31 protein-coding genes are annotated in these 25,554 nt (G+C 53.8%); 15 read left to right on the top strand and 16 right to left on the bottom strand.

Annotation, left to right across the window (positions count from 1 at the left end; genetic code table 11):
• Positions 1-249: 249 nt before the first annotated feature.
• The 7 genes from nikR to F3J29_RS08780 all read right to left on the bottom strand — a co-directional run bounded on the left by nikR (position 250) and on the right by F3J29_RS08780 (position 7,430).
• Positions 250-651 carry a nickel-responsive transcriptional regulator NikR gene (gene nikR, locus F3J29_RS08810; protein ID WP_166865323.1) on the bottom strand — a complete coding sequence of 134 codons (402 nt, stop codon included), beginning with the start codon at positions 649-651 and terminating at the stop codon, positions 250-252.
• Between the two features lie 5 nt (positions 652-656).
• Entirely contained in the window at positions 657-1,439 is a 783-nt protein-coding gene (gene nikE, locus F3J29_RS08805; protein WP_166865320.1) for a nickel import ATP-binding protein NikE, read from the bottom strand.
• A complete protein-coding gene (gene nikD / locus F3J29_RS08800) occupies positions 1,436-2,200 on the bottom strand; it encodes a nickel import ATP-binding protein NikD (protein ID WP_166865317.1) in 765 nt (254 codons plus the stop codon). The genes nikE and nikD overlap by 4 nt, the downstream gene beginning before the upstream one ends.
• Positions 2,200-3,033, bottom strand: coding sequence for a nickel ABC transporter permease subunit NikC (gene nikC / locus F3J29_RS08795; protein WP_166865314.1), 834 nt, complete (start codon positions 3,031-3,033; stop codon positions 2,200-2,202). The genes nikD and nikC overlap by 1 nt, the downstream gene beginning before the upstream one ends.
• Positions 3,030-3,974, bottom strand: a complete 945-nt coding sequence (gene nikB, locus F3J29_RS08790) for a nickel ABC transporter permease subunit NikB (RefSeq protein ID WP_166865311.1) — start codon at positions 3,972-3,974, stop codon at positions 3,030-3,032. The genes nikC and nikB overlap by 4 nt, the downstream gene beginning before the upstream one ends.
• Positions 3,974-5,578, bottom strand: coding sequence for a nickel ABC transporter substrate-binding protein (gene nikA, locus F3J29_RS08785; protein WP_166865308.1), 1,605 nt, complete (start codon positions 5,576-5,578; stop codon positions 3,974-3,976). The genes nikB and nikA overlap by 1 nt, the downstream gene beginning before the upstream one ends.
• A gap of 226 nt (positions 5,579-5,804) precedes the next feature.
• Positions 5,805-7,430 (bottom strand): ABC-F family ATP-binding cassette domain-containing protein, encoded by a 1,626-nt coding sequence (locus F3J29_RS08780; protein WP_166865306.1) that lies wholly within the window; start codon positions 7,428-7,430, stop codon positions 5,805-5,807.
• 364 nt (positions 7,431-7,794) lie between these two features.
• Here F3J29_RS08780 and F3J29_RS08775 point away from each other — a divergent pair, with 364 nt between their 5' ends.
• Entirely contained in the window at positions 7,795-8,004 is a 210-nt protein-coding gene (locus tag F3J29_RS08775) for a DUF6434 domain-containing protein (RefSeq protein WP_166865303.1), read from the top strand.
• Positions 8,005-8,081: 77 nt separating this feature from the next.
• Here the strand turns inward: F3J29_RS08775 and F3J29_RS08770 are convergent, their stop codons facing one another.
• The gene (locus F3J29_RS08770; RefSeq protein WP_166865300.1) at positions 8,082-9,290 is read right to left on the bottom strand and encodes an MFS transporter; all 1,209 of its coding nucleotides are present in this window, start codon (positions 9,288-9,290) and stop codon (positions 8,082-8,084) included.
• Positions 9,291-9,393: 103 nt separating this feature from the next.
• On the opposite strand from F3J29_RS08770, the gene F3J29_RS08765 reads away from it, so the two are divergent.
• A complete protein-coding gene (locus F3J29_RS08765; RefSeq protein WP_166865298.1) occupies positions 9,394-10,302 on the top strand; it encodes a LysR family transcriptional regulator in 909 nt (302 codons plus the stop codon).
• A 41-nt stretch (positions 10,303-10,343) separates the two neighbouring features.
• On the opposite strand, the gene F3J29_RS08760 is transcribed toward F3J29_RS08765, so the two are convergent.
• Positions 10,344-11,099 (bottom strand): DeoR/GlpR family DNA-binding transcription regulator, encoded by a 756-nt coding sequence (locus tag F3J29_RS08760; protein ID WP_166865295.1) that lies wholly within the window; start codon positions 11,097-11,099, stop codon positions 10,344-10,346.
• A gap of 107 nt (positions 11,100-11,206) precedes the next feature.
• Here F3J29_RS08760 and F3J29_RS08755 point away from each other — a divergent pair, with 107 nt between their 5' ends.
• Together F3J29_RS08755 and F3J29_RS08750 are read left to right on the top strand one after the other, a co-directional pair.
• Positions 11,207-11,791: an NUDIX hydrolase gene (locus tag F3J29_RS08755; protein WP_166865293.1), complete on the top strand. Its 585-nt coding sequence runs from the start codon at positions 11,207-11,209 to the stop codon at positions 11,789-11,791.
• Positions 11,792-11,801: 10 nt separating this feature from the next.
• On the top strand, positions 11,802-12,161 hold the full coding sequence (locus F3J29_RS08750; RefSeq protein WP_166865291.1) for a TIR domain-containing protein: 360 nt from the start codon (positions 11,802-11,804) through the stop codon (positions 12,159-12,161).
• Positions 12,162-12,221: 60 nt separating this feature from the next.
• On the opposite strand, the gene F3J29_RS08745 is transcribed toward F3J29_RS08750, so the two are convergent.
• Positions 12,222-12,452: a DUF7661 family protein gene (locus F3J29_RS08745; protein WP_166865288.1), complete on the bottom strand. Its 231-nt coding sequence runs from the start codon at positions 12,450-12,452 to the stop codon at positions 12,222-12,224.
• A gap of 253 nt (positions 12,453-12,705) precedes the next feature.
• Between F3J29_RS08745 and F3J29_RS08740 the strand changes: the two genes are divergently transcribed.
• The 7 genes from F3J29_RS08740 (at position 12,706) to F3J29_RS08710 (ending at position 16,716) form a co-directional block, all read left to right on the top strand.
• Positions 12,706-12,903, top strand: a complete 198-nt coding sequence (locus F3J29_RS08740) for a hypothetical protein (protein WP_166865286.1) — start codon at positions 12,706-12,708, stop codon at positions 12,901-12,903.
• Between the two features lie 140 nt (positions 12,904-13,043).
• On the top strand, positions 13,044-13,316 hold the full coding sequence (locus F3J29_RS08735; protein ID WP_166865283.1) for a hypothetical protein: 273 nt from the start codon (positions 13,044-13,046) through the stop codon (positions 13,314-13,316).
• Between the two features lie 293 nt (positions 13,317-13,609).
• Positions 13,610-14,041, top strand: coding sequence for an ASCH domain-containing protein (locus tag F3J29_RS08730; RefSeq protein WP_166866637.1), 432 nt, complete (start codon positions 13,610-13,612; stop codon positions 14,039-14,041).
• A 99-nt stretch (positions 14,042-14,140) separates the two neighbouring features.
• Positions 14,141-14,356: a fumarate hydratase FumD gene (gene fumD, locus F3J29_RS08725; RefSeq protein WP_039302094.1), complete on the top strand. Its 216-nt coding sequence runs from the start codon at positions 14,141-14,143 to the stop codon at positions 14,354-14,356.
• 39 nt (positions 14,357-14,395) lie between these two features.
• A complete protein-coding gene (locus tag F3J29_RS08720) occupies positions 14,396-14,749 on the top strand; it encodes a DUF1304 domain-containing protein (RefSeq protein WP_205246723.1) in 354 nt (117 codons plus the stop codon).
• Between the two features lie 338 nt (positions 14,750-15,087).
• Positions 15,088-15,246: a YqaE/Pmp3 family membrane protein gene (locus tag F3J29_RS08715; protein WP_166865280.1), complete on the top strand. Its 159-nt coding sequence runs from the start codon at positions 15,088-15,090 to the stop codon at positions 15,244-15,246.
• A gap of 360 nt (positions 15,247-15,606) precedes the next feature.
• Positions 15,607-16,716 (top strand): SDR family oxidoreductase, encoded by a 1,110-nt coding sequence (locus F3J29_RS08710; protein WP_008456721.1) that lies wholly within the window; start codon positions 15,607-15,609, stop codon positions 16,714-16,716.
• Between the two features lie 79 nt (positions 16,717-16,795).
• Here F3J29_RS08710 and F3J29_RS08705 read toward each other — a convergent pair whose 3' ends face one another.
• Positions 16,796-17,644, bottom strand: a complete 849-nt coding sequence (locus tag F3J29_RS08705; RefSeq protein ID WP_166866634.1) for a Vmh family MBL fold metallo-hydrolase — start codon at positions 17,642-17,644, stop codon at positions 16,796-16,798.
• 132 nt (positions 17,645-17,776) lie between these two features.
• Between F3J29_RS08705 and F3J29_RS08700 the strand changes: the two genes are divergently transcribed.
• Both F3J29_RS08700 and F3J29_RS08695 read left to right on the top strand, forming a co-directional pair.
• Positions 17,777-18,655, top strand: a complete 879-nt coding sequence (locus F3J29_RS08700) for a LysR family transcriptional regulator (protein WP_166865277.1) — start codon at positions 17,777-17,779, stop codon at positions 18,653-18,655.
• A 92-nt stretch (positions 18,656-18,747) separates the two neighbouring features.
• The gene (locus F3J29_RS08695; RefSeq protein ID WP_166865274.1) at positions 18,748-19,053 is read left to right on the top strand and encodes a hypothetical protein; all 306 of its coding nucleotides are present in this window, start codon (positions 18,748-18,750) and stop codon (positions 19,051-19,053) included.
• On the opposite strand, the gene F3J29_RS08690 is transcribed toward F3J29_RS08695, so the two are convergent.
• Both F3J29_RS08690 and F3J29_RS08685 read right to left on the bottom strand, forming a co-directional pair.
• Positions 19,047-19,400 (bottom strand): DUF488 domain-containing protein, encoded by a 354-nt coding sequence (locus F3J29_RS08690; RefSeq protein ID WP_166865271.1) that lies wholly within the window; start codon positions 19,398-19,400, stop codon positions 19,047-19,049. The genes F3J29_RS08695 and F3J29_RS08690 overlap by 7 nt on opposite strands.
• A complete protein-coding gene (locus F3J29_RS08685; protein ID WP_166865268.1) occupies positions 19,397-19,900 on the bottom strand; it encodes a 2-thiouracil desulfurase family protein in 504 nt (167 codons plus the stop codon). The genes F3J29_RS08690 and F3J29_RS08685 overlap by 4 nt, the downstream gene beginning before the upstream one ends.
• Before the next feature lie 162 nt (positions 19,901-20,062).
• On the opposite strand from F3J29_RS08685, the gene F3J29_RS08680 reads away from it, so the two are divergent.
• Complete coding sequence (locus F3J29_RS08680) at positions 20,063-20,770, top strand: CTP synthase C-terminal region-related (seleno)protein (protein WP_166865265.1); 708 nt, start codon at positions 20,063-20,065, stop codon at positions 20,768-20,770.
• A gap of 300 nt (positions 20,771-21,070) precedes the next feature.
• Here the strand turns inward: F3J29_RS08680 and F3J29_RS08675 are convergent, their stop codons facing one another.
• Both F3J29_RS08675 and F3J29_RS08670 read right to left on the bottom strand, forming a co-directional pair.
• On the bottom strand, positions 21,071-21,811 hold the full coding sequence (locus F3J29_RS08675; RefSeq protein WP_166865262.1) for a class I SAM-dependent methyltransferase: 741 nt from the start codon (positions 21,809-21,811) through the stop codon (positions 21,071-21,073).
• Positions 21,812-21,833: 22 nt separating this feature from the next.
• A complete protein-coding gene (locus F3J29_RS08670) occupies positions 21,834-23,036 on the bottom strand; it encodes a CynX/NimT family MFS transporter (RefSeq protein WP_166865260.1) in 1,203 nt (400 codons plus the stop codon).
• A 98-nt stretch (positions 23,037-23,134) separates the two neighbouring features.
• On the opposite strand from F3J29_RS08670, the gene F3J29_RS08665 reads away from it, so the two are divergent.
• On the top strand, positions 23,135-23,935 hold the full coding sequence (locus tag F3J29_RS08665; RefSeq protein WP_166865255.1) for an AraC family transcriptional regulator: 801 nt from the start codon (positions 23,135-23,137) through the stop codon (positions 23,933-23,935).
• Here F3J29_RS08665 and F3J29_RS08660 read toward each other — a convergent pair.
• Positions 23,925-25,460: a methyl-accepting chemotaxis protein gene (locus F3J29_RS08660; protein WP_166865233.1), complete on the bottom strand. Its 1,536-nt coding sequence runs from the start codon at positions 25,458-25,460 to the stop codon at positions 23,925-23,927. The genes F3J29_RS08665 and F3J29_RS08660 overlap by 11 nt on opposite strands.
• Positions 25,461-25,554 lie beyond the last annotated feature (94 nt).

The raw sequence follows: 25,554 nt of genomic DNA, 5'->3' as shown, positions 1-25,554 counted from the left end.
TTGATGAGTGGTTATTTATGTTCTCGCTATTGGTGAGCATTAGCTTCCCCTTAGCACTACTGGCTAATGATGTACATTCGTCCGCACCTGCCGCACAGCGGATCGTCAACCCGGTTAGCTTGTCCGCTCTGTGCCAGAAACCGACGTTATGTAACGCAGGTATTTTGAGGGGGCTCCAGGCAGCTTTCTACATAAAATATCGTTGGTTGCGGTGTCATTCACCTAAGCTATTTTGCGGCGATGTAATGTTCATTTTATTTCAGGCAAACACTGCAAATGACCGTGGCGAACGCCGCGCTGGGAAATCACATCGTCGGCAAAATGCTGAACGTCCCCCATGTTGCCTTTCAGCACAGCAATTTCCAGGCAATCGTCGTGGTTGACGTGGACGTGCAGCGTGGCGACGGACAAATCGTGATGATGGTGCTGGGTGGAGACGATCCGGCTGGCTAAATCGCGTTTCTCGTGTTCATAAACGTACGAGAGCACCGCAAAGCCCTGAGTGCTGTGTTCCTGGACGGTTTCCTGCGCCAGCGCGCCGCGCAGAATGTCGCGGATTGCTTCAGAACGGTTATTGTAGCCACGGCGCTGGCTCAGGCCGTCCAGTGTTTCCAGTAAATCGTCATCGAGAGTGATAGTGACACGTTGCATCTGATTTAAATCTTTTGAGTCGCGCGGCGGAGCGCAGGAGGAAATGCGGGAAGTACCGCATTTTGTAACATACGTCCGGCGTCAGAGGAAAAGGTTAATGTATCGCCCACGGTTTGCATCTCGACGATCTGTCCCTGATCCATGATTATCACCCGGTGGCAAAAGCGCTCGACCAGGCGTAAATCGTGAGTGATAAACAGACAAGCGGTGCCAAACTGCTGCTGGAGTTTTTGGAGCAGACGGATCACGCCTGCCTGGAGGACAAGGTCCAGGTTTGACACTGCTTCATCGAGGATCAGCAGTTTCGGTTCTACCGCCAGCGCGCGCGCCAGGCAAACTCGCTGGAGCTGCCCGCCGCTCAGTTGTGGCGACCGCTTGTCGAGTATGCTGTCGTCGAGATCTACGGCATGGAGCATTTCGCAGGCCCGCGTCAGTTGCTCCGATTTGGTCAGCGACAGCAGATGGCGCATTGGCTCGCGCAAAACTTCGCGTACGGTTTTACGCGGGTTAACCGCGCTGATGGAATCCTGAAATACCATCTGAATATCTCGGCGAAACGCCTTCTGTTTTGCGCGGTTCAGTCGCGAGAGCGGCTCGCCCCGCCAGCAGACGCTGCCCTGCGTTGGCGATTCCAGCCCGACGAGCAGGCGCGCCAGCGTGCTTTTCCCACAGCCGCTACGTCCCAGCAGGGCGACGGTTTCACCGCTTTTCAGCGCTAAAGAAACGGCTTTTAATACCTCTGAACCCGTATACTGGTGGGTGACCGCAGAGACGCTGAGTAATGTCATGATGCCAGCTCCATACCGTACAGGGCGAGATGCGCTGCCACCAGACTGCGGGTAACCGGATGTTGTGGCGCGCGAAATAACGTTTCGACGTCGCCCTGTTCCACAATGCTACCGCGCTCCATCACCATAACATCATCCGCCAGCCGTGCGACCACGCCCATATCATGCGTCACCAGCAGCATTCCCGGCGCACGGTTTTGCATAATATTTTCCAGCAGGTCGAGAATCTGCGCCTGGGCCACTGCGTCCAGATCGGTGGTGGGTTCATCGGCAACGATAAACGGCGCATTGCACAGCAACGCCATCGCAATCATCATGCGTTGCAGCATGCCGCCGCTCATTTCGAACGGATACAGCTGCAAAACGCGCTGCGCCTGCTCCAGCCCAACGGCTTCAAGCGCGGCGATGAGCGTGGCGTTATCAGAGGGTTTACCCAATGCTCTGCAGGTTTCCCGCGCATGATCGGCCATTGTCCGCAGCGGATTAAAGGCACTGCGCGGATTCTGCATTATGGTGGCCACTTTGATGCCGCGCAGTTCACAGGGCGCAATCGGCTTGCCATCCGCAAGAATGGCCCCCGCGGTCTGGTGTACGCCTGCGGGCAGAATACCGAGCGCCGCCGCACAGGTTAGCGATTTGCCGCTGCCGCTGCCGCCAACCAGCGCCAGCACGCGTCTGCGTTTAAGCGTCAAAGAGACGCCATGCACCAACGGACGCCCGGCGTGCAGGGTTATGTTTTGCAGTTCAATCTGTTGCAGCATCAGTGGGCATGCTCCGTGATCAGATGAGGATCCAGGTGGTCACGCAGCGCGTCGCCCACCATATTGAAGGCCATGACGGTGATAAACAACGCCAGCCCCGGCCAGAACATTTGCAGCGGCTGGGTCCAGATATACTGACGCGCGTCGTTAATCATCACTCCCCATTCAGCGGTGGGCGCGGTGACGCCCAGACCGAGGAACGACATCCCGGCGACGTGCAGCATCATGTGACCAATATCCAGCGTCGCCAGCACCAGCAGCGACGGGATTGCGGCGCCGGCCAGATGATCGATAAATACCCGAACATGACCCGCGCCGGAAAGTCGGGACGCAAGCACAAACTCGCGCTGGCGCAGGGAGATCACCAGGCTTCTCACCATTCGCGCATACCATGCCCAGTGCGACAGGGCGATGGCGATAATCACGTTGGTCAGCCCGGTTCCCAGCACGCCGACCATGAAGAAAGAGAGGATCGAGGTCGGGAAGGTCATAAACATATCCGCGAGGCGCATGGTGGCCTGATCTACGCGACCGCCGATAAGCCCCGCGCTGCCGCCGACGATGAGTCCCAGCGCCAGTACCAGCAGCAGGCAGGCCATCACTGAGACCAGGGATACGCGGGTTGCCGCCAGCAGACGGGAGAAAATATCGCGGCCCAAATGGTCGGTGCCCAGCCAGTGCTGACTATCGGGGGTCAGCAGGCGCGACGGTAAATCAATGGCCTGTGGGTCATACGGCAACCACCACTGGCTGGTGAGCGCAATCACCGCCAGCAGGGCGATGATGACTAACGCTAAGCGAACAGACCAGCGTGAAGACAGGAAAAAGTTCACGAGTGCGCTCCTTCATGGCGGCGAATACGCGGGTCCAGCGCGGCGTTCAGCAGATCAACAATCAGGTTACAGACCACAAAAACAATCACCATCATTAGGGTAAAGCACTGGATCACCGGATAGTCGCGGTTAAAGATCGCCGAAACGGCATAGCGCCCCACGCCGGGCCAGGCAAAGATATTCTCGATAATCATGGTTCCGCCGATCAGTTCACCGATATGCATCCCCACGGCGGTGATCATCGGCAGCGAGGCGTTACGCAAAATATGACGGCGCTCGGTTTGTTTATCGTTGAGACCGCGTAGCCGCGCCCAGGTCACGTGACGCTGCCCGGCGACTTCCAGCATGCTGGCGCGCAGCAGACGCGCGTTGATCGCCAGCGACATAAAGGCTATCGACGCTGCGGGCAGAATAATGTGTTGCCAGCCGCCGTAGCCCAGCGCAGGCAACCATTGCAGGTAAACCGAGAAAAACATCACCAGCAGAAAGGCGAGCCAGAAGTTGGGCATCGACACGCCGAGGAAGGCGATAACGCGCACGGCGAAATCCGGCAGACGATCGCGATGGCGCGCCGCCAGGATACCGAGCGGTAGGGAGGTGAGCAGGATCAGCACCAGCGCCGCGCCCGCCAGCAGTAATGTCGCGGGCAGAAAGTTCAGTACGTCATCCAGCACCGGACGCTGGGTGGCGAACGAGATGCCAAAGTCCAGATGCAGCGCCTGCCACAGCCAGGTGCCGTACTGCACAATAAGCGGCTGATCCAGCCCCAGCAGCACGCGGGTGGACGCCACCATCTCCGTCGTCGGCGGCAGATTCGACAGACGCAAATAGTCGAGCGCCGGGTCGCCGGTCCCCAGGCGCAGCATCAGGAAGATAATCACCGAGGCGGCGAAAATCATCGGCACCAGCAGCGCCATGCGCCGCAACGCGTAGCGTAACATCAGGGTTTTACCGGCTTAATCTGTTCAAACGGAATGTCAGAGGCAATTGGCGCGTAAGGGATTGCGCCCAGCGCCGGTCTGGCAACCACCATCATTGAGACATAGCTGATGGGCAGGTAGACCGCGTCATCGTGCAGCCGCGTCAGAATATCGCGGTACAACGCCTGACGCTGTGTTTCGTCAGTGGTTTCCAGTACTTCACCAATCTCTTGATCAATAATCGGCTTGTCGGCTAAGCCCTGCTGCGCCTGAAAATCGGCGTGCGACGGCACGCGCATCGAACTCATAAAGGCGTGCGGATCGTACGGCGCACCCCAGGTTCGGTTAAAAATAATACCAAATCGACCGTCGCGCTGGCGGGCATAAATGCTGCTCTCTTCTTCGCCGACTAACGCCACATCCACGCCAATCTGGCGCATATCCGCCTGGATGATTTCCGCCATTGATTTGCTCAGCGCATCGGTACCAATAAACGACAGTTCAATGCGCAGCGGCTGGCCGTTTTTCTCACGGATATCTTTCCCGGCAGGCAGCGTCCAGCCTGCCTTTTCCAGCAATGTTTTTGCCTGCTGCGGGTCATACTGGCGCGGCTTCAGGCCGATATTGGCGTAAGGGACGGTGGGGGAGAACAGCGTTTCAGCGACCTGTTGGGTACCGTACAGAGCAGTATCGATAAGTGTTTTCTTGTTCACCGCATAGTTCAGGGCTTCACGTACGGCTAACTCGTTGGTTGGCGCTTTTGCGGAGTTGAGTGCCAGCATGACCGTCTCTATCGGTTGGGAAAGCTGGGTACGGTATGCCGGGTTCTGGCTGAAGCGGGCGAAGGTGTCGAGTGGCAGCAGCCCTTCATTGCCATACAGCAGGTCAATGTCGCCGGTTTCAAAAGCGACGGCCCGGGTCGTCGGGTCCGGGATCACCTTGACGGTAATCTTTTGAATCTGCGGTTTTTCACCCCAGTAGCAATCGTTACGTACCAGCACATCGTGCTGATTGAGCTTAGATTCTTTTAATATCCACGGACCGGTGCCAATCGGCGCTTTAATACCGTGCATGGTCTCATTGTCTTTAAACTGCGACGGGGCGATAAAGCGGAATGGACGCGGCAGCGCCAGCTCTTGCAGGAATGGGTAATAGGCGCTTTTCAGGGTGATTTGTAGCTGATTTTTGTCGAGCGCTTTGAAGGCGACTATCTGATTGACCAGTTCCAGCCAGGCGTGACGCTGGCGATTATCCAGCACGACGCGGAAGTTCTCTGCGGCGGCATAGGCGTCAAATGCTTCACCGTTTGAAAATTTCACATCGTCACGCAGGGTAAAGGTCCAGATTTTGCCGTCTGCCGAGTGGGTCCAGCTTTTTGCCAGCCAGGGTTTCACCGAGCCGTCCGCCTGGTATTTCACCAGCGGTTCATAGACCATGCTCTGGGCGAACATCTGGTTTGGCGTGTAGAGGTGCGGGTTGAGCGGCCCGACGTTAACCGGCCATGCGGTGGTTATTTCATCCCGGGAGTGGGCATTTGCAAAAAAAGAGGCAAGAGAAAACAGCAACCAAAACGCACGGCGGAGTCTGGACACAACATAGACCTTGTTAAAGAGAGATAAAACCAAATAAGTATGATGATTTTATTAATTTGTCATACTTATCAGTTGAGGGAGATCAAATAGAATTAAGATACTGATGGCCTGAGGGAAAATAATGAATACCTATTGGGTCCTGGTTTTACCGTTGAGCACAGCGCCTTGTTATTCCGTTGCACTATTGTTGACCCTTGCGATAAACAGCCACGAATTCGCATCATAAATCATGGAAAATACTTTCAATTCCCACAATCAATTATTCAACATGTTCATAGGGCGATAATTCCCAACCCTTAGCCCCCGCAACCAGCCAATGTGTTAGCTCAATTTGGCTGAGAAATACCTCATCGTGTGACACCACCATCAGGGTGCCCTGATACTGATGAAGAAAAGATTCCAGCGTATGCAGGGATACAATATCCAGATGATTATTTGGTTCATCGAGCAATAAAAAGCTGGCGGGTGAGTCAGCATAAATTAGCATTGCCAGCGCAGCTTTAAGTTGTTCCCCGCCGCTAAGTTCACCGCAGGGTAATGACACACGAGATGCATCCAGTCCAAGCTGGGCAAGTTGCATCCGCAGTTGGGATTCCCCCACCTGAGGGTTCACCGCCAGAAGCTGCTCAAGTGCCGTTTTTTGCCGATTCAGGATGGACATTTGCTGGTCAAGATAAGCCGTTTTAGCCCAGACCTCACGATGACCAGACACCGGCGGCAACAGGCCCGCTAAGGTTTTTAATAATGTTGATTTACCGCACCCGTTTGAGCCGACAACACCGATCCGTTGCCCACCGTTAATGGTGAGCGTTATCTTGCGAAAAGACGCAGGAACAAAAGGTAAAACGACATCGTCAAGTGTGGCCACATTCTGCGGTAATGCCCCAAATGTAGAGGTTATATGCATAGCGACAGGCGTTGATACTTCAATCTGCTTTATGGCTTGCTGCACCTGCTGGCTGAGCAACTCCCGTGTCTGAGTTTGCTGCTTTACCCGTTTGCCTGCTGAAGCCTCGCTGCGACCTTTTTGACGGCCCAATAATATTTTTGCCTGATTCGCCTTCTTGCCCTGACGGGTTCCACGAGATCCGCGTTTTTCGAGCCGTTCGCGCTGTTCACGCAGGGTCTGCTCTTCGCGCTTACGCTCGGTTTTGAGGCGTGCGAGGTTTTGCGTAGCGGTGGCCGTCTCCTGTGCTTTCATTTGTTGGTAAAAATCATAGTTGCCGCCGTAGCTGCGTAAACCGAGCGACGATAATTCGACAATCCGCTCCATCTGTTGCAGCAACTTTCGGTCATGACTAATGAGCAACAGACCACGGGGCCATTGCTGCAGTTGCCGCATCAGCGTCAGTCGGCTGGCTGCATCCAGATGGTTGGTAGGCTCATCAAGGATAAGAAAATCTGCATCTGACAGCATCGCGCCGGTCAGTGCCACCCGCATGGCTTCTCCGCCACTCAGCCGGTTGACCGCCGATCCTGGCGAAAGATAACCCAATCCCGCGGACGCCAGCTGCGCCTGCAGCCGTTGGCGAAGGTCCCAGCGATCGCCCACAAGGTCAAAATCAGCCGGGTCGGTGCTGCCTGCTTCAATGCGATCTAACGCGGCTAGCTGGGTGTCGACCCCCGCAAGCATCGCAACGTCAGAGTAATGTTCTGGTGTCAGATGCTGCGCCAGATATTTGACGCGACCTGAGCAACTTCGCTGGCCGGAAGTCGGCATAATCAGGCCTGACAGAATTTTAGCCAGCAGGCTTTTACCCACGCCATTTCTGCCTACCAGACCTGTATGTCGATGGTCGAATTGTTCAGTGAGATTCGAGAAAAGCGGCTTGCCATCAGGCAATACAAAAGTAACGCGATCAAGCGTAAGAATAGAATTCGTCATGCGATAACCCTGAAATTAATGCACCCAAACAGCTCCCGAAGGAAACTGCATAAAGGCCGTCAAAGATGACGGTGAGCATTAATTGCGCATTGGACGAATACCTCTGAAGAGATGTGAAAGTGAACTGATTATAAAATTGCCAATTTCAGTCTGTCAAATAGCAACCAGTGACCTGCCCCCAGTATTAAACACAATAGTCAGTTAGTAATGTCGGTTGTTGACCCTGACCCCGAATATGGAGAAAGCCTGAGGTTAATTCTTCTTACGCTTCTTGCGAGACGGTGTTCGGACCAGGCGCAGGCATTTAAGCGTGAGTGTGTTAAGTTTAGTGCTGCGATCGATCGCTTATTGCAGGGGTAAACAAGTGAATATTGACTGGCACAGTTCTGTATTAACACGCGCCACCGTCGTGGATAAAAACTACAAAAATACACAAAACGTCCGCCGTTTCATGATTGATGAGTGCGGGCCGCATTTTCGGTTTGATCGTGAATTTATGGCATGGATACGAAATGACGTGCCCAAAAATTTGGGCGATGTCGTTGCCGAGTGGAAGCGCCTGCATTCACTCTAGAGAACACACGCCCACTTTTCATATTGTGCCATCCCCATGTCTATACCCGTCCGTATCGTACCCAGTAAGCCGCTAATTTAACCACTAACCACGCGTTCAGTCTGAATCGTTCGTTTAGCCAGTTTCTTTTGCAGAATAATAACGAGAATTGGGAACCCTGATGCGGAAATGGCACACAGCACCAGCAACATGTTCATATTCTGTGGCGCTATTTCATCAGTGGGTAAGAGAAAGGCTGACAGGAAAAATGCGGCAGTGGTCATCAAATACATGATTGCGGTCTGTAGGGAAGAGAATCCCGCTCGCTGTCCATCATCCGGAAACTGAAGGGTAAGCGCCGAAGATGACACCAGACGGCTGTAAGATGCTCCGAGAAATAAAATAATAAATAATGCCGAATGCGGATAGCCCAGAGCAGGGATTAGCAAACTCAGTATAAAAACGAGCGTTGAGCCTGTAGCCAGACTCAAAGCAGTAAAATGTGAAGTTAACGCGCCAGTCATTTTGGTAGACAGAAAGCCGGCGATGCCTCCGGCGAAGAACAGCCAGGGCAGCTGTTCCACCGAAGCACCCAGCTGCCGGGTCATCAATGGCACCAGAACCGGGATGACCAGCATGGGGCTAAACTGCACCAGCGCATTACCCGCCGCAAACAGTAAAGTATTCTTATCGAGAGGCAGCGCGGGGAGCGTATCGCAGGAGATCGGATCTCGAGGGATAAAGGCGACAATAAGCGGCAAGGTTAATACACACAGGGCACTGATTAACCACAAAGCGACATGCCAGCCGGAGTGAGCACACAGAAATAATATCGCGGGCATGCCTACAATGCTTACCATCGAAAATGCCGTAATCACCGTTGCCAACATTTTTCCGCGCAGGTTAGCCGGGGCGTGATTGATTAATATGCTAATCCCCACCCCCATTGTGGTACCGCCCACCAGGCCCGCACAGAATCGTAATACCAGCAGAAGGCTAATACTGGAGGCGAAGGAGGTTAAAAACGTCAGCATGCCCAGCAGCGCCATATTGGCGAGTAAAAAACGCTTCTTGTTGAAACGACCAATCCGGTAAAAGGCGATAATGCCCGACAGGACGGCCCCGGCGGTATACATCCCGGAGACATAGCCTGAGAATGAGACGGGCACTGAGAAATCTGCGGCCATAAAAGCAAAAACAGGATTGAACATCATATATTCCAGCGCGTTAGCGAACTGGATAATAGCCATGATAAGCGCTATCCGCATGAGGGATTTATCGTTAAACGTCTGTGTGACCAGTGGCATAGCAGGCAACCTGTGGATGAAAGATGCCCGAGTTTAACGGCTATCAATGGTGGTGATTAGATGGTAAAAATGACGCTTATTATTATCATTTATGGGATAGTTCATGCGTCCGGCCCTTGATTTTAATACCCTGAAAGTGTTCATTGCCGTGGTTGAAAAAGAAAGTTTTGTCGGGGCATCAAAAGTGCTTGAGATGCCGACATCAAACGTAAGTCGCTGTATTTCCCAGTTAGAAGAAAAATTGAATCTGCAGCTCATTGAGCGCAGTACCCGGCATATGAAACTCACTCAGGCGGGGCACTTGCTTTATACCCGAGCGAAGCCCCTTGTGGAGTCGCTTGAGCAAACGGAGACAGAACTAACGTTGCGGCAGGTGCAACTCAAGGGCCCACTGCGTATCTGTATTCCTAATGAACTGGGTCCTGCGCTGCTCGGGCCTGTTATTGCCGATTTTGCCTGCCGACACCCTGGCCTGGAAATCAGCTGTGTCACAAATTTGTCCGGGTTTGAATCTCTGCGCGACGATCTGGATTTAGCGGTCATTGTTAGCCGCGGCAAGTTGGATGACAGTGACTACATTGCCCGCCACCTGTTGACGATCCCCTGTACGGTGGTTGCAGCCCCGGCTCTCATTCAGCGCTATGGTACGCCCGATCGCATACAGCAATTTGAAGAGTTACCCTGTATTACAACGGTCAGTGCGCTGAAAGGAGCGCCCTGGCAGTTCGTCAATAAAAAGGGGGGATTCGAGACTATCAGGGCGAAAGGCCATTATCGGGTCAACAGCGGAGAGATGGCTGGGCGAGCGGCGCTGGCAGGTGTCGGCTTTGCCATTCTGGCGAAACAAGCCTGCCAGCCCTGGATTGACAATGGCCGGTTAATCGAAATTGAGTTTGAACAATCGGCAGCCCCACTGCAGCTGTTCGCCCTTTATTCAGATCGGCGCTATTTGCCAGGTAAAACAAGAGCGCTGATTGATTTTATGCATCAGGAATTGAGTCATATATCCTGAGCAATATCAGCCAGCGTTATACCGCTTGCCGCGAAGGGGGATCAGGCTTTTATCACCGTAATGCCCCTGGCTTCGATACTGTTGACCCAACTCTCATCGGTGTCGCCGTCAATCACCACCGTGTTGATTAACCCTAAATCGCCGATAACGAACGATGACGCGGTGTTGATCTTTTCCGGAGATGCCAGCACGACGGTTTCTGCGGCTCTGCCTGAAAATGCACGTTTGATGCACGCTTCCTCGTAATCGCCCGTGGTTAGCCCTGCTTCAGGGTGCACGCCCGTCACGCCCATGAAGAAAATATCAGCGTGAATATTGCCGATGCCTTCAATCGCTGCCGCCCCAACGGTGACGATTGAGTGTTTGTAGAGGCGGCCACCAATCAAAATAACTTCAATGAACGGCTTATCTACCAGCCCCAAAGCGATGCTGGGGCTGTGGGTTACCACCGTGATTCGCAGGTCATCTGCCAGGCAGGCAATAAGCTCCGAGGTGGTCGTGCCTCCATCTATCATCACCACCTGACCGGAAGAAATCAGCTCTGCCCCTTTGCGTGCAATTTTCATTTTGGCATCAGTTTTTAATGATTTACGCTCGGAAAAAGTGGCCACCGCTGAAGATGAGGGCAACGCGCCGCCGTGTACGCGCTGCAGGTGACCGTCTGCGGCAAGCTCGCGTAAGTCTCTGCGAATGGTGTCCTCAGAGACGTCAAATCGGTGACTCAGATTCTTCGAGAGCACCTGTCCCTCGGCCTGAAGCTGTTCCAGAATGAGGTGTTTGCGTTGGTTAGCGAGCATGTTGTGATCCTTGTGTCTGCACGAATTTACGTGTATTTGCACGATTGATCTTGAATAAGCATGATGATGCTGTTTATGATGAAAACCCTACGCAAACAGGAGCAATCATGCAACCAAAACGTGCAGAAGTACGGATCGTCGATAGCAGGGTATTGTCCGATGACTGGTATTCGCTGAAAAAGTACACCTTTGATCTTCAGCGGAGAAACGGACATTGGCAGCGGGTGAATCGCGAAGTTTACGATCGGGGCAATGGGGCCACCATCCTCCTCTATAACCGCGAGCGGAAAACCGTCATCCTGACGCGTCAGTTTCGTTTTCCGGTTTTTATGAACGGCCACGAGGGCTATCTCATCGAAACAGCTGCAGGGCTGCTTGACAATATGGCGCCTGAAAACCGCATAAAAGCGGAAGCAGAAGAAGAAACGGGTTTTCGCGTTTCCAGCGTACAGAAGGTTTTCGAAGCCTATATGAGCCCGGGTTCGGTTACGGAGAAGCTCTACTTTTATATTGCTGAATATGATGCGGGCGACAAAGCGAGCGCAGGCGGTGGAATAGAAGCCGAAGGCGAGGATATCGAAGTGTTAGAGCTGACCATTGATGCCGCCCTTGCTGCGGTGGAAAGTGGCCTTATCGTAGACGGTAAAACCATCATGTTGCTTTATCACGTTGCCCTGAAAAACATTCTGTGAGGTTCTCAGCATGACACAGCTCATTCTTATTGCTGGTCCATACCGCAGCGGGACTGGCGGGAGACAAAATCTTATCGCGGCTAATCTCGCCCGTCTGGAAAATGCCGCGCTGGCGGTATACCAGCGGGGACACGTGCCGCTGATTGGCGAATGGCTGGCTTTGCCACTGGCGAAAGCCGCAGGATCTGAAGCCATCGATGATGCAATCGCGGAGTCTATGTTTTATCCGGTTGCGCATCGACTTATCACAAAATGCGATGCCGTGTACCGGATTGAGGGCGATTCAAAGGGCGCTGATATGGACATCGACGTTGCCCGCCAGCATGGACTGGCGGTTTATTTCAGCCTGGATGAAATCCCGCTGGCATAATTTTATCGTTCAATTGCCTGCCGATGGCTCTCTGTCTGGTTGTATTTTAAATCTTGCCGGTCAGGATTTTCCGGCATTAATTAAATGGACATCCGGATGCTTTTCACTCGCCGCCTCATGGTAAATATCCCCGAGCCAGCCGGGGAGTTCCTCCTCCGTTAGCCATGACGGAATAACCACATCATAAATCCGCGAGTATTTCCCTTCATTGGGATCAACGCGATAAAGCAGCCATTGTTCACTGACTTTCTTCACGCCCAAACGCCTACCAAAAACATCGAACTGCAGCATAGTACCCCCGGCAAGTATCCCTGTATTTATTAATGATAAACGCAGCCTGTGATGTTGAACAGGCGCGCAGCAGGCTGGTATTTATTCTCTTGTAAAATTCAGACATAAAAAATCCGAAAGATGTTACGGAGTTGTTTCAATGAGTTATTTGGTGGCATCGTGAAAGGGCAGAGGAATAGGAAAAGATCCCCGTTTTGTCTGAGTTCTCTTGTGCTAGTTTAGAAAGACAGGGAATTTAATTTATGGAGTAATTATGGACAAGGACAAGCACGTTTTTGAGGAGCTTCAGCCTGAAACGCTGCAGGTAATCGGCACGGCCGTCGTACAGCTGCTGACGATGAAAGAGGCGCTATCGCGTGAGTCGATAGCCGATATGATCCATAAGCTCTATGCCAGTGGTCTGGATGATGTGGCGGTTCAGAGGGCGGTTGATGTCCTGATTTTGGGCTAGGCGAATGCGCAGGGACGTTTTTTAGCACGCTATTTATTACTGCTTTTGCCAATAATGTTCAGGTTTAACCTGATTGTTCTCAAGCCGCAGGAAGATGTTAAAATTGCGTTTGATTATCATTATCATAAAAGGGATTTTTTATGAAAAAGACGCTTATCATCTGCGCTCTGTTGTTAACCACTCACGTTTATGCCGCGAACAAGCCTGCTTCGGAGCTCGTCTGGACCGAGGCGGAACAAGACCCGGGCTGCTACGGGAATGTGTGTGTGAGTAACGAAGAAAAGAAACCCCAAAATATGTACGGCAAGCTTGATAAAGGTGACCAAAAGCTGCTGTCCGATCCTTATTCTAAATACGATCGCGATAACAGCAACAGTACCGCCCGGGCTGGCGTGACGTTTAAATGGGATTAAATTCGCTGTCAATTTAGAAAGTGAGAGCCAGATGGCTCTCATCGTTGACTCACTTACCGACAATCCGCTGAAAAAAAGAGACTGTGTAAGCCCATCTTTATCATCAAACAGAAATATCTCCTGTTTTCCGTCATAGCTCTGGTAAATTACCCCGTCCACACCTGTTTTTCGATGATGCCCTGACAGGCCATTCCTTCAAATATATTGTTTAAAATGCAGGTGAAAGTGGGTTGATGATCCATTCTGATGGTTTCGCCTGTATTTCAATTCCAAAAGGAGAGGGAGAATACTCCATGTCTACGCGACTGACTGAATACCAGAAAAAATATCCCAATGCGCAGGTGTGGGCATTTGGCGATTCACCTGAGCTGGCCGACGAGCTGGTGGATTTAGTTTTAAAGGGACGCAAAACAGCGACATGCTCCGCGGTTTCAGCCTATGAGAATGGGGAAGAGGCTCCCGTACCCGGCGGATATAGCATTATTCTTAACGGCGGTGGGACCCCGGTCTGCGTTATCCAGACGCTGTCTTTAATCACCCTGAAGTTTTCGCAGGTTAGCGCGGATCAGGCTCGTAAGGAGGGTGAAGGGGATTTGAGCCTCTCGTACTGGCGGCGAGAGCATCAGATATTTTTTGAAAGAAATGGCGAATTTTCTGAAGATATGCCCTTAATTTTTGAAGAGTTTATGCTGGTGGAACGCATCCCACAGGAAGATAACCTGTAACGTGAGCTGTTCCAAAAAGCGTGAAAAATGTTTTGCTATTTTTAGTCGCCGATGATGTTAAATGCTACTGTAAGATCAAACAGATAAGCCGGAGGCGAGATGGATAAAAAAGCAAAAGATGACCTGTTGTATCAGGAGATGTGCCGCGTGGTGGGTAAGGTAGTGCTGGAGATGCGCGATCTTGGGCAGGAACCTAAACATATCGTGATTGCCGGGGTCGTCAGAACCATGCTGGCTAACCATAAAATCAAACGCTCCCCGCTAACCAGCGAAGCGATGGAACACGTGATCGAGGCGCTGGGCTATGAAGTGTAGCCGGCGTCTGGCGACGAAATAACCCCTCAGGAATCATCTATGATTGCCAATATTCTTATCGGCCTGGTGGCTGCGATTCACCTTTATATTCTGGTGCTGGAAATGGTGCTTTGGGATAAACCGGCGGGGCGAAAGGCTTTTGGCTTGTCACCTGAATTTGCAAGTCAGTCGAAAACGCTGGCGGCGAATCAGGGGCTGTACAACGGTTTTTTAGCTGCGGGATTAATTTATGGCCTGCTGGCGGCGAGCAGCGGCTATGAATTTAAACTGTTTTTCCTTATTTGCGTGCTGGTTGCTGGTTTATTTGGTGGTTTAACGGCCAGCAAAAAAATACTTTATGTGCAGGCTGCACCTGCGGCATTGGCATTGATTGCATTATTCGCGGGAATATAAACGAAAAAACCCGGCAAACGCCGGGTCACCATAAGGCTATCATCATTAATATAATTGGTGAACGACCGGATCGTTTTTTGAGTGGTTCCGGCCCCTCCAGTGGAGGAGAAATATAGGCATATTTCGATAGCGGAATGAGGGTTCATCGAGCTACCGAAGGCAAGAAATTATCCTGAGTTGTTATGGTTAGCAAGTACCGCGCAATATTTTTTTCAACGATGAGTTATGAAACTAAATTTTCCAGAATTATCAGCCTGAACAAACCTCTGAGATTCGTCTACGCTTTAAAGGCAAGGCGCTTTTTTAGTATGGACTAATCTAATTTATCAGGAGTTTATATGGGGTTTTGGCGAGTCGTTTTCACAATTATTCTGCCACCATTGGGTGTGCTTCTCGGCAACGGTTTTGGCTGGGCCTTCATCCTCAATATCATTCTCACCCTGCTGGGCTACTTCCCCGGTCTGATTCACGCGTTCTGGGTTCAGACCCGGGATTGACCTGTTGGGCCATTGCTGCGACGCCTGCGCCCGAGAAAAATGACTGCTGTAGCAACTCACCTCCAGCCCACTGTTGTGGGCTTTTTATTTCCTGTAAATTAAAAAGAGTTCCTGATTACCCAGAAATAACGGTTCTGTTTATCGTTTATTAAGGTTTTCTTAATATTACCGACATCAATAAATAGTCAAAATAATTGCGCCTGAAATTAATTTTTTATTTTTATTTTTCTTTTAAAACAAGGATGTACAAACCGTTACACGAAAGTGCTGGGCATTATGTAAAGGTAATCCGCTTTATTGAGGAAACGTTTATTTTTGCCATTTTACTATGCTCGTGTTTTCACTCCTGAGGTTATAATAATGAGTCAACTTTTGATTACCGGTGCGACAGGTTTCCTGGGCGGCGCGGTTTTAGCCCGATCCCTCTCTGAATCTTCTTTCAATACCGTATTACTATTGGTACGAGCGAACTCTCCTCAGGAGGGCGTGGCCAGAATCAGAAACAACCTTGCTAATTTTGGCTGTACTGAAGCACAGCTGGCACAAATTAACCCGGAAAATATATTGTTGGGTGACTTAGCCGAGCCTGAACATTTTCTGGATGATGAAAGACTGTCCAGCGTCACGCACGTTATTAACTGCGCCGCGGTAGCCTCGTTTGGCGAGAATGCGCTGATCTGGAAAGTTAACGTGGAAGGCACCCTGCAGTTTGCTCGCCGCATGTCCCAGGTGAAGGGCCTGCAGCGTTTCCTGCACGTCGGCACCGCGATGTCCTGTGTACCGGATGCGGGCACGCTGGTAACGGAAAGCATGTCGAGCAAGCCGGAAGAAGAGCACCTGGTGCAGTACACCTGGTCTAAGTCCACCATCGAACGGATGATGTCCGAGCAGTTCCCGCAGCTGCCGCTGGTTATCGCTCGCCCGTCCATCGTGGTTGGGCACAGCGAGCAGGGCTGCCGGCCGTCCAGCAGCATCTTCTGGGTCTTCCGCATGGTGCTGATGCTCGGGAAATTTATGTGTTCCCTGGATGACAAAATCGACGTTATTCCGGTGGACTATTGCGCAGAAGCGCTGCTGCTGCTGGCAAAAAGCGACTCGCTGAAAGAGAAGATCTACCACATCTCCGCCGGGGACGTGAGCAGCATCCGCTTTGCTGACATCGATGAAGCGATGTCCAGCGCGCTGAACCAGACGCCTATTTTCTCCAATTACGAGCAGGTGGATTACAGCGAACTGGTGAAAAGCCGCAGAAGCTTCAAATCCATTTACGGGCCGTGCAATGAGCGCTTAATGCTGCGTGCGATGCGTCTGTACGGTGAGTTTTCTATGCTGAACGTCCGTTTTTCTAACGAGAAGCTGCTGGATTTAGGTATGTCTCCGCCGCCGCGCTTTGTGGATTACATCAGCCGCTGCGTGGAAACCACCCGGGATTATTCGATTCCCGAGCTGATGAAGGTCGACTTCAAATAAAACAAAAGGGAGCGCAGGCTCCCTTTTCATTTTGCTAATAATATAAAGGGAGCTTTTGCTCCCTTTTACGTTTAGCGAATCACCACTTCATTTCGCCGGTATTCACTTTGGCGCTCATCTCCAGCGAGCTTTCATCGGCAAGGCCCGGATATTTTTGCTTCATCTCAGCGATGACCGGAGCGCTTTTGCCTTTTTTCAGCGCCAGCTCAAAGTCGGCTAAATAGTCGCCGGTAAAGATCACCGGAGCCGCGCCTGATTTGACCTCACCGATATAATGGCCCGGGATCACGCGCTGTGGCTTCAGGGCCGCCATTTCATCCAGCACATCACGCCATTCCTGACGGGCAGCTTTTGTCTGGGAATCGGCGGTCCAGACGTGAATGCCGGAGCTGACGCCCACGCCGCCAAGAATGGTTTTATTGGCCGGGATCCACAGGTACGCCGCATGAGAAGCAGGCTGGCGCAGCTCAATTTTTTCACCGTCGACGGTGAAGGTTGTCTTATGCGTTACCTGCGGCACGAAAACTTCTTTTGGCGCGCCGTCTTTCAGGATTGGGCCCCAGTATTTGAGCTTCTCTGCTTTGGTTTTGTTGATATGGTCGACGACCAGCGGCGTGGCTTCAATTTTTACCTGCGGATACGCCTTAACAATGGGCTCCAGACCGAAGTAATAATCCGGATCGCCGGCGGTGATAAGCACGCGGGTCAGCTTTTTGCCGCTGTGTTGAATCATTTTCACCAGCGCTTCACCGTCTTTAACGCTGAACTGGGCATCGACCAGCGTGGCTTCCGTTGGGCCGCTAATCAGCGTAGAGGTGACCGGGAAAACGCCTTTGTCCTGCGGGTTGTAAACGTCGAGCGTCAGCGGGGCGGCAACGCTTGCGCCGGTGAACAAGAGTGTGGCCGCGGCCAGGGTATATGTCTTCATCATTTTCTATCCTGATTAACTGAATGAATAAGCCCGTTTGGGAATGAGAAATAGTGTAAATTGCATTTTGTGAATCGTAATGGCCTTATTCAGGTAAGATGAGTTTCATAAATCGAACAGATGGGCGAAAGAATGGACAGGATCATTGCTGCAAAAGTCTATACCCGCATTTGCGAGCTGGGCAGCCTGAGCGCCGCGGCGCGGGCGCTGGATATGTCCCGGCCGATGGTGAGCCGCTATCTCGAGCAGATGGAGCACTGGGCAGGAGAGCGGCTGCTGCATCGCTCCTCCCGCAAGCTGACGCTAACGCCGACCGGTGAGCGGGTGCTGCAGCAAACCCGGGCGCTCAACGAGGTCGCGGAAAGTATTGCGGCGCAGAAGCAGCAGGATTTGCCTTCGGGGACTCTGCGGGTGGCCTGTTCCCAGTTTGGCGCCCGGTATTACATCGTGCCTTTCTTGTCTGACTTCCTGCGCGACTACCCGGACGTGAGGGTCGAGCTGCACGTCAGCAGCCAGGCGGTGAATATGATTGAGGAGCGTATCGATCTGGCTATTCGCATCACCAACGATCTCGATCCGAATATTATCGCCCGGCGCCTGGGGGAATGTGACTCCCGGCTTTATGCTTCGCCGTCCTACCTTGAGAAAAGGGGGATGCCGCGCACGCCGGGCGATCTCGAGCACCACAATTGCCTGCAATACAGCTATTTTCTGCGCAATATCTGGCAAATGGTGGATGAAAACGGCGAGCCGTTGAACGTGGAGGTGAGCGGCAACTTCAGTGCCAACGACTCCGTCGTGCTGATGGACGCAGTAGCTGACGGCGTGGGGATTGCGATGCTGCCGGTTGAGGATGCTAAACCGCGGTTTGAGAGCGGGGAGCTGGTCAAAGTGCTTGAGGCTTATCCACCGCGATCGATGGGGATCTACGGTATTTACCGGAGCCGAAGCTATCTGCCCGCTGCGCTGAGGCTGTTTCTGGCGGCGCTGTCGGACAGACTCACAAAATAATTTAAGAAAAACCTTAGGTGTGTGGGGCCGGCCGTTTACTTTTTACGCCAGGAATGTTCTGATCTCGCGGCGAAAAAGTGAGGGGAGCAGCAATGTTTCAACTAAAACCGGGCGGCCTGGCGATGATCATCGGCGCTCGTACAGCCGCCGGGCGGGTGAATATTGGTAAAGCGGTAGAACTGTTCGGGCTGTGCCAGCCAGGGGAACGCTTTGTTAATCCGGTGACCGGCGTGGTCACGCAGCTTCCGCCGAAGGCAAATTACCCATTGTGGCTGGTAACCGGCGAGGTTATCGCCTTTGATGGCCGCCAGGGCTACGCTTTCGTGCGCGCCGAACATTTAATGCCGCTGGACAACGATTTTTCCCCGCAGGAAGACGAGCTTCACCTCAGCTACTGATCCCGGCAGTGGCGTAAAAAGTCGGCCAGCACCAGCGCATGGTTCTGGTCGATATTTTTTGCGCCATACAGCAACGTCAGCGTGCCGTTTTCTCCGTGTCGGGCAAGCGCCAGGGCGGTATCCTGATGTTGCTCAAGTTCTTGCCTGTAGAGCTTGCTGAACGCGGCAAAGTCGATAGTTTCGCTGTGAAAGGCTTTGCGTAGCTCGTTCGACGGCGCCAGTTCCTTCGGCCATTCATCGTAGTGCAGGTCGCTTTTTTTCATTCCTCTCGGCCACAGTCTGTCCACCAGCACGCGGTAGCCATCATCTTCAGACGGGGCTTCATAGACTCGTTTACAGCGGATCATGCCTGCTCCTTATCGACTTCCTCAAGCCGGCTTAATAATTGTGGGATCTGGTGGTCGGCAAACACTTCGATACCGTGCTGACGCAGCAGCGCCGTGGCCACGCCCTGGCCCGGGATTGTTTTGCCGGCAAAATGGCCGTCATAAATTTTCTGGCTGCCGCAGGTTGGGCTGCCGTCGGTAAGAATAGCAAACAGGCAGTTATTCTCCCGGGCGGTTTGCAGCGCAAGCCAGGCGGCAAGAAGATAAGCTTCGGTGACGTTTTGGCCGTCGCTTTCAAGAATGGCGGCATGTCCGAGTAAAGCGGCTTCACCATTGCCTCCGCTAAGCTCTGCGGGGAGACGCGGCGTTGGCAGCCCGGCAGCGAGTTCCGGGCAGTGAATAACCAGGCGGCCTTCGGCCTGCAGTTGGGCGAGGGCTGCGCCAGTTTGTGATTTTTCGCGGCCGTCATAGCGAACCTGAAACCCCATCAGGCAGGCGCTAACCAGTATTTTTGCTTTCATTTTCTTCGTCTATGAAGTGAACCTGACACGTTACTACATTGTTTGCCGCGCCGGAAAGAGGCGAAAGACTGCCAATTTTTGCGGTTGCCAGCGTAAAGCAAAACGCCTAATCTATCATTCCTTATGTTGTTCTCTTCCCTCAAACATAAGGCCAACCCAAGCATGTCTGACACACAGTTGAAATCCACTTTACGTATTGCGCTTGTCGGTGATTATAACCCGGCAGTGATTGCTCATCAGGCCATTCCTCAGGCGTTAGATAATGCGGCGGCGGCGCTTGGCGTCAGCGCGGATTATGACTGGGTCTCCTCGCTGGAATTGACCAGCCCTGAAGATCTGGTGGGCTATGACGCAATCTGGTGCGTGCCTTCCAGTCCTTATCTGAATGAAGATGCCGCTTACCTTGCCGTTCGCTTTGCGAGAGAAAACGGTGTGCCTTTCCTCGGCACCTGCGCCGGGTTCCAGTATGCGGTGGTGGAATATGCGCGTAACGTGCTTGGCTGGGAAGACGCGGGCCATGCGGAAACCGCGAGTGAAGGGCGGCTGGTGATTGGCCGCCTGAGCTGCTCGCTGGTGGAGGTTTCGGACAAGATCGCGCTGCTGGCAGACTCCATTGTCGGGCATGCCTATGGCAAGACAGAAATTGAAGAGGGCTACCACTGCAACTACGGTATTGCGGAGCTGTTTGCCACCGCGCTTGCCGACGAACCGCTGAAGCCGACCGGCTGGGATAAGCAGGGCGAGATTCGCGCGGTTGAACTTCAGGGGCATCCGTTCTTTGTGGCGACGCTGTTTCAGCATGAGCGAAATGCGTTGAAAGGCAAACCTTCCCCGCTGGTGGAGGCTTTCCTGGCCGCAGCGGAGAGATAAATTCGGGGTTTAGGGACGCCGGGTTACAGCCCTCACCCCGACCCTCTTCCAAAGGGAGAGGGAGAAAACAGACGTCGGGGAAAGTGATTTCAGAGAACTTTATCTATTCCCTCTCCCAAAGGGATAGGGGAAACAAACGTTGGGGAAAGTGCTCCCAGGTAGCTTTATCTATTCCCTCTCCCTTCCAGGGAGAGGGTTAGGGGGAGGGTAAAAAAACAGAAGCGACATTGCGGTTGACGTCAGTGTGGGACATGAAGCGGGGCCCTGGTTCCAACGTCAATCGCATCATAGACCCTATCTTTAGCGAGGTTTCGTCGCCCGAAGAATCAAAAAGGCCGGGCGGCGCATCTCTTTTGCCAGACGTGGGTGCTGGGCCAGGGTTTCTGCCGTCGGCTTAGTTTCCAGCATCCGGGTGAGGGCGAAGCCGCTGTCGAGCAGAGTATTCACATAGGTTTCAGTGGTGCGGTGGTATTTTTGCACATCCTCCACGAACCAGCTGGTGTGGCGTAAGCCTTGCTGGTGATAGTGGTTCACCGGCCAGATAACCTCTTCTTTATAAGGCTGCCAGCCCACCGGGAAAGCGGTGCACATCGGGTGTTCCACGGAGAAGATAAACTGCCCGCCGGGTTTTAGCGCGGTAAAGAGCGTGTTGCTCAGGCGGGCGAAATCTTCCAGGTAGTGCAGCGCCAGTGACGAAATAGCCAGGTCCCAGGTTTCACCTTCCGGTGAAAACTGCTCCAGCGGTAAATTGTGGTAGCTGATGTTTGCGTCCTGCGTGGCGGCGCGCGCCTGGGCGAGCATCTTTTCCGAGATATCAAACCCGGTCACGCTTGCCGCCCCATGGGCGCGGGCGAACCGGGCAAAGTCCCCAAAGCCGCAGCCGAGGTCGAGGATCTTCAGGCCATCCAGCGCGGGCAGCAGGGAGTAAAGCTCGGGGATCTCCAGTAGCCCGTTAAGGCCGGAGTCCTGCTCCCGTAACTGACGGTAATTTTCAAAGAATACCGGGTCGTCAAAAATGTTCTGCGGTGCCGATGATGCCATTCGATCCTCCCTGTGGGTCTGTTCAGGCCGCGGTTTTCTCCGCCGCGCCAATCTCTTTCTGGCGTCCAGCATAAGCCCCAAAGACGCCCATGACGACAGAAAGTAGCGCGCAGCCTAATAAAGGGATCGCCCAACTGCCGGTGATGTCATGAATTTTCCCCATCACCGGCGGGCCGAAAGCGGCCAGAAGATAGCCTACACACTGCGCCATGCCGGACAGCGCCGCCGCCTGATGTGCGGAACCGGTGCGCATACCAATGAATGAAAGCCCCAGAATCATCGCCGCGCCGGAGCCAAATCCGCCGAGCGACACCCAGAAGATGGAGAAGGCCGGCAGCAGCCACAGGCCGAGCGTCGCCAGACACCACAGCAGCGCCATCAGAGCGGCAATCCCGCGCTGGTCTTTGAGGCGGCTCAGGATCAGGCCGACAAACAATCCCGGAATGGCGGTGGCGAGCTGCAGAATACCGTGTATCGACCCGGCCTCGGCTTCGTTGTAGCCGTGGCTGATCAGAATGGAAGGCAGCCAGCCGATAATCACGTAATAGACCAGCGAGTTAATCCCCAGATACAGGGTGACTTGCCAGGCCAGCGGTGAGGACCAGATGCCGCGGCTGTGCAGCGCCGGGTTGCCGGACAGGTTCATTACCGTGCTGCTGCCAAGCTGCGGCAGCCAGACAATCAGCGCCAGCAGCGGGAAGATCATCAGCGACAGCATGGCGCCGGACCAGCCGAAGCCGTGCAGGGCAATCGGGACCACCATCACGGAGCCCAGCGCGGCGGCCACGCCCATCGTGAGCGAGTAGGCGCCGGTGAGTTTGGCGACCTGGCCGGGGAAGTCGCGCTTAAGCAGGCTGGGCAGCAGCACGTTGCCCATGGCGATCCCGCAGCCGATGATGGCCGTGCCGATATACAGCAGCGCGGCGTGGCCGGCGGAGCGCAAAGCAATCCCGGCGCAGATAATCAGCAACGCACCAAACAGGCTGCGCTCGGTGCCAAAGCGGCGGGCAATTCCGGCGGCAAGTGGGGAAACTACCGCAAAGGCCAGCAGGGGCAGGGTGGTTAAAATCCCGATCTGCGCGGTGGACAGCGCAAGTGCATCGCGCACCATATCCAGCAGCGGTGCCGCGCCGGTAAAGGTGACGCGCAGGGTGGTGGCAATCATCAGAATGCCGAGCAGAAGCAGAGCACGGCTCTTTTTGCTCGCTGAAGTCGTGGAAGTCATGTGTCTGTGTCCTGAAAAACGGTAAAGCAAAGATACACGCTTCTGCCTTTTTACGAATCAAGCTAAAATGACAGATTATCGCTAAATTCGGACATGCTATGGAACGTGACCTGGATCTCGAAGGGTTTGACCCGGACAGCATCGTGACGCCCGCGCTGGCGTTTCGTATTCGCGCCGCGCAAACCTATAACGAAAAGCCCATTCACACCCATCGAAAAGGGCAGCTGATTCTGGCGCTCCACGGCGGTATCACCAGCGAAGTCACCAACTCGATGTGGATGGTGCCGCCGCAGTATGCGGTTTGGGTGCCGGGGAAAATGCCGCACAGCAACCGGGTGACGGCGGACGCGCGGCTCTGCTTTTTGTTTATTGAACCGGAGGCGGTCGCCATGCCGCAGGAATGCTGCACGCTGAAGATCTCGCCGCTGGTGCGGGAACTGATTCTGCGCCTGTCCAGCGTTCCCCATGAACATCTCGACTGCGCGCCCATTCAGCGCCTGGTGCAAGTCCTGTTCGATGAACTGCCCCATCAGCCGGTGGAGCAGCTCCAGCTGCCGATCTCCTCGCACCCCAAAATACGTGCGATGGCGGACAGCATGGCGAAAAACCTGAAGGAGAAGAAAACGCTGGCCCAGTGGGCGGACGACATGGCGATGAGCGAACGTAATCTTGCCCGCCTGGTGGGCAAAGAAACGGGGCTGAGTTTTCTACGCTGGCGGCAGCAGATGCAGCTCATCGTGGCGCTGCGGTATTTGATAAGCGGGATGACCGTGCAAAATGTGGCGGAGTCGCTGGGTTACGACTCCACCACGGCGTTTATTACCATGTTTAAAAAGGCGCTCGGCACCACGCCGGGGCGCTATTTAAGCACCCTGGGCGGGGACGATTTTACAGACTAGCCAGCTTAAACTGGGACACGGCGGTATTCAGCTCATAGGTTTGCGCCAGCAACGATTCGGCCGCTTCGGAGGCCTGGTTTACCATCGCCGCGTTCTGCTGCGTGGTGACATCCATCTGGCTGATGGCCGTGCTGACCTGCTCAATGCCGCTGCTTTGCTCATCGCTGGCGTGGGTAATCTCCACCATCAGCGCGGCAACCCGCTTCACGTCCTGCACCACGGTGTTGATGGTCTTGCCCGCTTCGTTTACCAGCCGGCTGCCGCTGGCGACCTGATTCACCGAGTCTTCAATTAACTCTTTAATTTCTTTGGCCGCGCTGGCGCTGCGCTGGGCGAGGCTGCGAACCTCTCCGGCAACAACCGCAAAACCACGCCCCTGATCGCCGGCTCTGGCCGCTTCTACCGCCGCGTTCAGCGCCAGGATGTTAGTCTGGAAGGCAATGCTGTCGATAACGCCGATGATATCGGTGATTTTGTTGGCGGAGCTTGAAATGCCGTCCATGGTTTCCACGACCTGGGCCACCACCGCGCCGCCCTGTTCTGCGCTTCTCGAGGCGGTATTGGCCAACTGGCTGGCGCTTTGGGCATTCTCTGCGTTTTGCTTCACCGTGGCGGTCATCTCTTCCATCGACGATGCCGTTTGCTCCAGCGCGCTGGCCTGCTCCTCGGTACGTGAAGCGAGGTCAGTATTACCGCTGGCAATCTCGCTGGAGCGGGTGGAAATCTGGTTGCTGCTCTCATGCACCAGATGGATGACCATGGTGAGCTGCTGGCACATGGTTTCCATTGCGGCCATGACGCTGGTTCTGTCGCCGTCGCGCACTTTCACTTCGCGGGTAAGATCCCCGCAGGCTACGGCGTTGGCAATGTCGGCCACTTCACTTGGCTCTCCACCCAATGAGCGGAAAATTGTGCGGTGAACCCACCAGCCGACAACCAGTAACAGCAGCACGGCCGCACCGGATCCGAACAGCTGCCATTGCGTTGAGTTAGCGCTGCTGTGCCGGGCTTTTTCTACCGCGTTATCGGCATACTCGGCGGAGGCTTTGACAAAGGATTCAATGCCTTTCTGGTGGGCAAAAAAGTCTTTATCGGCCGCTTTCAACTTTTCAAACAGCGGCGTCGGGGCGCCCGAACGAATGAGCTCCACCAGGTCATTGGCATCTTTGATCATCGCCATCCCGGCCTGGTACTGTTCCCCGAGCAGGTTTTGCTGGAGCTCAGGCGGCAGGGTGGCTTTCCAGTAATCAACGCGCTGGTGCCATTGCGCACCGAGGCGCTTAATTTCGGCATCGGCCTGATCGACGCTTAGCGTGCCTTCCACCACGCGCGAAAGCACCAGCCGCAGTTCAATCAGGTAAACCGGTGCGGGCTTGATGTCAGACATCAGATCTTTTGCCAGCAGGCCGCTTTCCGTGCTTTGGGCGCTTCGGTGGCTGCCGTAGAGTGAAATGGCGGTAACCAGGGCGGACATCAAAATCGAACAGCAAATTAATAACAACAAATTGTGAGCCAGTGATTTCATTTTGCCTCTCCTATTATTTGAAAAGCTTATCGGCCCAGGAGAAGGGAAACTTTTTCACCAGATCTGAAAACTAGCGGGTGAGTCACAAATTTAC

The organism is Enterobacter sp. Cy-643 (assembly GCF_011752815.1).
GTDB lineage: Bacteria > Pseudomonadota > Gammaproteobacteria > Enterobacterales > Enterobacteriaceae > Cedecea.
The sequence above is the reverse complement of the archived record's forward strand: the minus strand, read 5'-3'. Positions and strand labels throughout refer to the sequence as shown.

Bases quoted from the DNA above. Each gene is read 5' to 3' on its own strand.
- F3J29_RS08675 (WP_166865262.1), bottom strand. From the start codon at position 21,811: ATGGCATCATCGGCACCGCAGAACATTTTTGACGACCCGGTATTCTTT.
- F3J29_RS08770 (WP_166865300.1), bottom strand. From the start codon at position 9,290: ATGCCACTGGTCACACAGACGTTTAACGATAAATCCCTCATGCGGATA.
- nikD (WP_166865317.1), bottom strand. From the start codon at position 2,200: ATGCTGCAACAGATTGAACTGCAAAACATAACCCTGCACGCCGGGCGT.
- nikB (WP_166865311.1), bottom strand. From the start codon at position 3,974: ATGTTACGCTACGCGTTGCGGCGCATGGCGCTGCTGGTGCCGATGATT.
- F3J29_RS08665 (WP_166865255.1), top strand. From the start codon at position 23,135: ATGGAACGTGACCTGGATCTCGAAGGGTTTGACCCGGACAGCATCGTG.
- F3J29_RS08720 (WP_205246723.1), top strand. From the start codon at position 14,396: ATGATTGCCAATATTCTTATCGGCCTGGTGGCTGCGATTCACCTTTAT.
- F3J29_RS08780 (WP_166865306.1), bottom strand. From the start codon at position 7,430: ATGACGAATTCTATTCTTACGCTTGATCGCGTTACTTTTGTATTGCCT.
- F3J29_RS08740 (WP_166865286.1), top strand. From the start codon at position 12,706: ATGGACAAGGACAAGCACGTTTTTGAGGAGCTTCAGCCTGAAACGCTG.
- fumD (WP_039302094.1), top strand. From the start codon at position 14,141: ATGGATAAAAAAGCAAAAGATGACCTGTTGTATCAGGAGATGTGCCGC.
- F3J29_RS08765 (WP_166865298.1), top strand. From the start codon at position 9,394: ATGCGTCCGGCCCTTGATTTTAATACCCTGAAAGTGTTCATTGCCGTG.
- F3J29_RS08730 (WP_166866637.1), top strand. From the start codon at position 13,610: ATGTCTACGCGACTGACTGAATACCAGAAAAAATATCCCAATGCGCAG.
- nikE (WP_166865320.1), bottom strand. From the start codon at position 1,439: ATGACATTACTCAGCGTCTCTGCGGTCACCCACCAGTATACGGGTTCA.
- F3J29_RS08760 (WP_166865295.1), bottom strand. From the start codon at position 11,099: ATGCTCGCTAACCAACGCAAACACCTCATTCTGGAACAGCTTCAGGCC.
- F3J29_RS08705 (WP_166866634.1), bottom strand. From the start codon at position 17,644: ATGAAGACATATACCCTGGCCGCGGCCACACTCTTGTTCACCGGCGCA.
- F3J29_RS08660 (WP_166865233.1), bottom strand. From the start codon at position 25,460: ATGAAATCACTGGCTCACAATTTGTTGTTATTAATTTGCTGTTCGATT.
- F3J29_RS08735 (WP_166865283.1), top strand. From the start codon at position 13,044: ATGAAAAAGACGCTTATCATCTGCGCTCTGTTGTTAACCACTCACGTT.
- F3J29_RS08715 (WP_166865280.1), top strand. From the start codon at position 15,088: ATGGGGTTTTGGCGAGTCGTTTTCACAATTATTCTGCCACCATTGGGT.
- F3J29_RS08755 (WP_166865293.1), top strand. From the start codon at position 11,207: ATGCAACCAAAACGTGCAGAAGTACGGATCGTCGATAGCAGGGTATTG.
- F3J29_RS08710 (WP_008456721.1), top strand. From the start codon at position 15,607: ATGAGTCAACTTTTGATTACCGGTGCGACAGGTTTCCTGGGCGGCGCG.
- F3J29_RS08670 (WP_166865260.1), bottom strand. From the start codon at position 23,036: ATGACTTCCACGACTTCAGCGAGCAAAAAGAGCCGTGCTCTGCTTCTG.
- F3J29_RS08745 (WP_166865288.1), bottom strand. From the start codon at position 12,452: ATGCTGCAGTTCGATGTTTTTGGTAGGCGTTTGGGCGTGAAGAAAGTC.
- F3J29_RS08680 (WP_166865265.1), top strand. From the start codon at position 20,063: ATGTCTGACACACAGTTGAAATCCACTTTACGTATTGCGCTTGTCGGT.
- F3J29_RS08750 (WP_166865291.1), top strand. From the start codon at position 11,802: ATGACACAGCTCATTCTTATTGCTGGTCCATACCGCAGCGGGACTGGC.
- F3J29_RS08695 (WP_166865274.1), top strand. From the start codon at position 18,748: ATGTTTCAACTAAAACCGGGCGGCCTGGCGATGATCATCGGCGCTCGT.
- F3J29_RS08685 (WP_166865268.1), bottom strand. From the start codon at position 19,900: ATGAAAGCAAAAATACTGGTTAGCGCCTGCCTGATGGGGTTTCAGGTT.
- F3J29_RS08690 (WP_166865271.1), bottom strand. From the start codon at position 19,400: ATGATCCGCTGTAAACGAGTCTATGAAGCCCCGTCTGAAGATGATGGC.
- F3J29_RS08700 (WP_166865277.1), top strand. From the start codon at position 17,777: ATGGACAGGATCATTGCTGCAAAAGTCTATACCCGCATTTGCGAGCTG.
- nikR (WP_166865323.1), bottom strand. From the start codon at position 651: ATGCAACGTGTCACTATCACTCTCGATGACGATTTACTGGAAACACTG.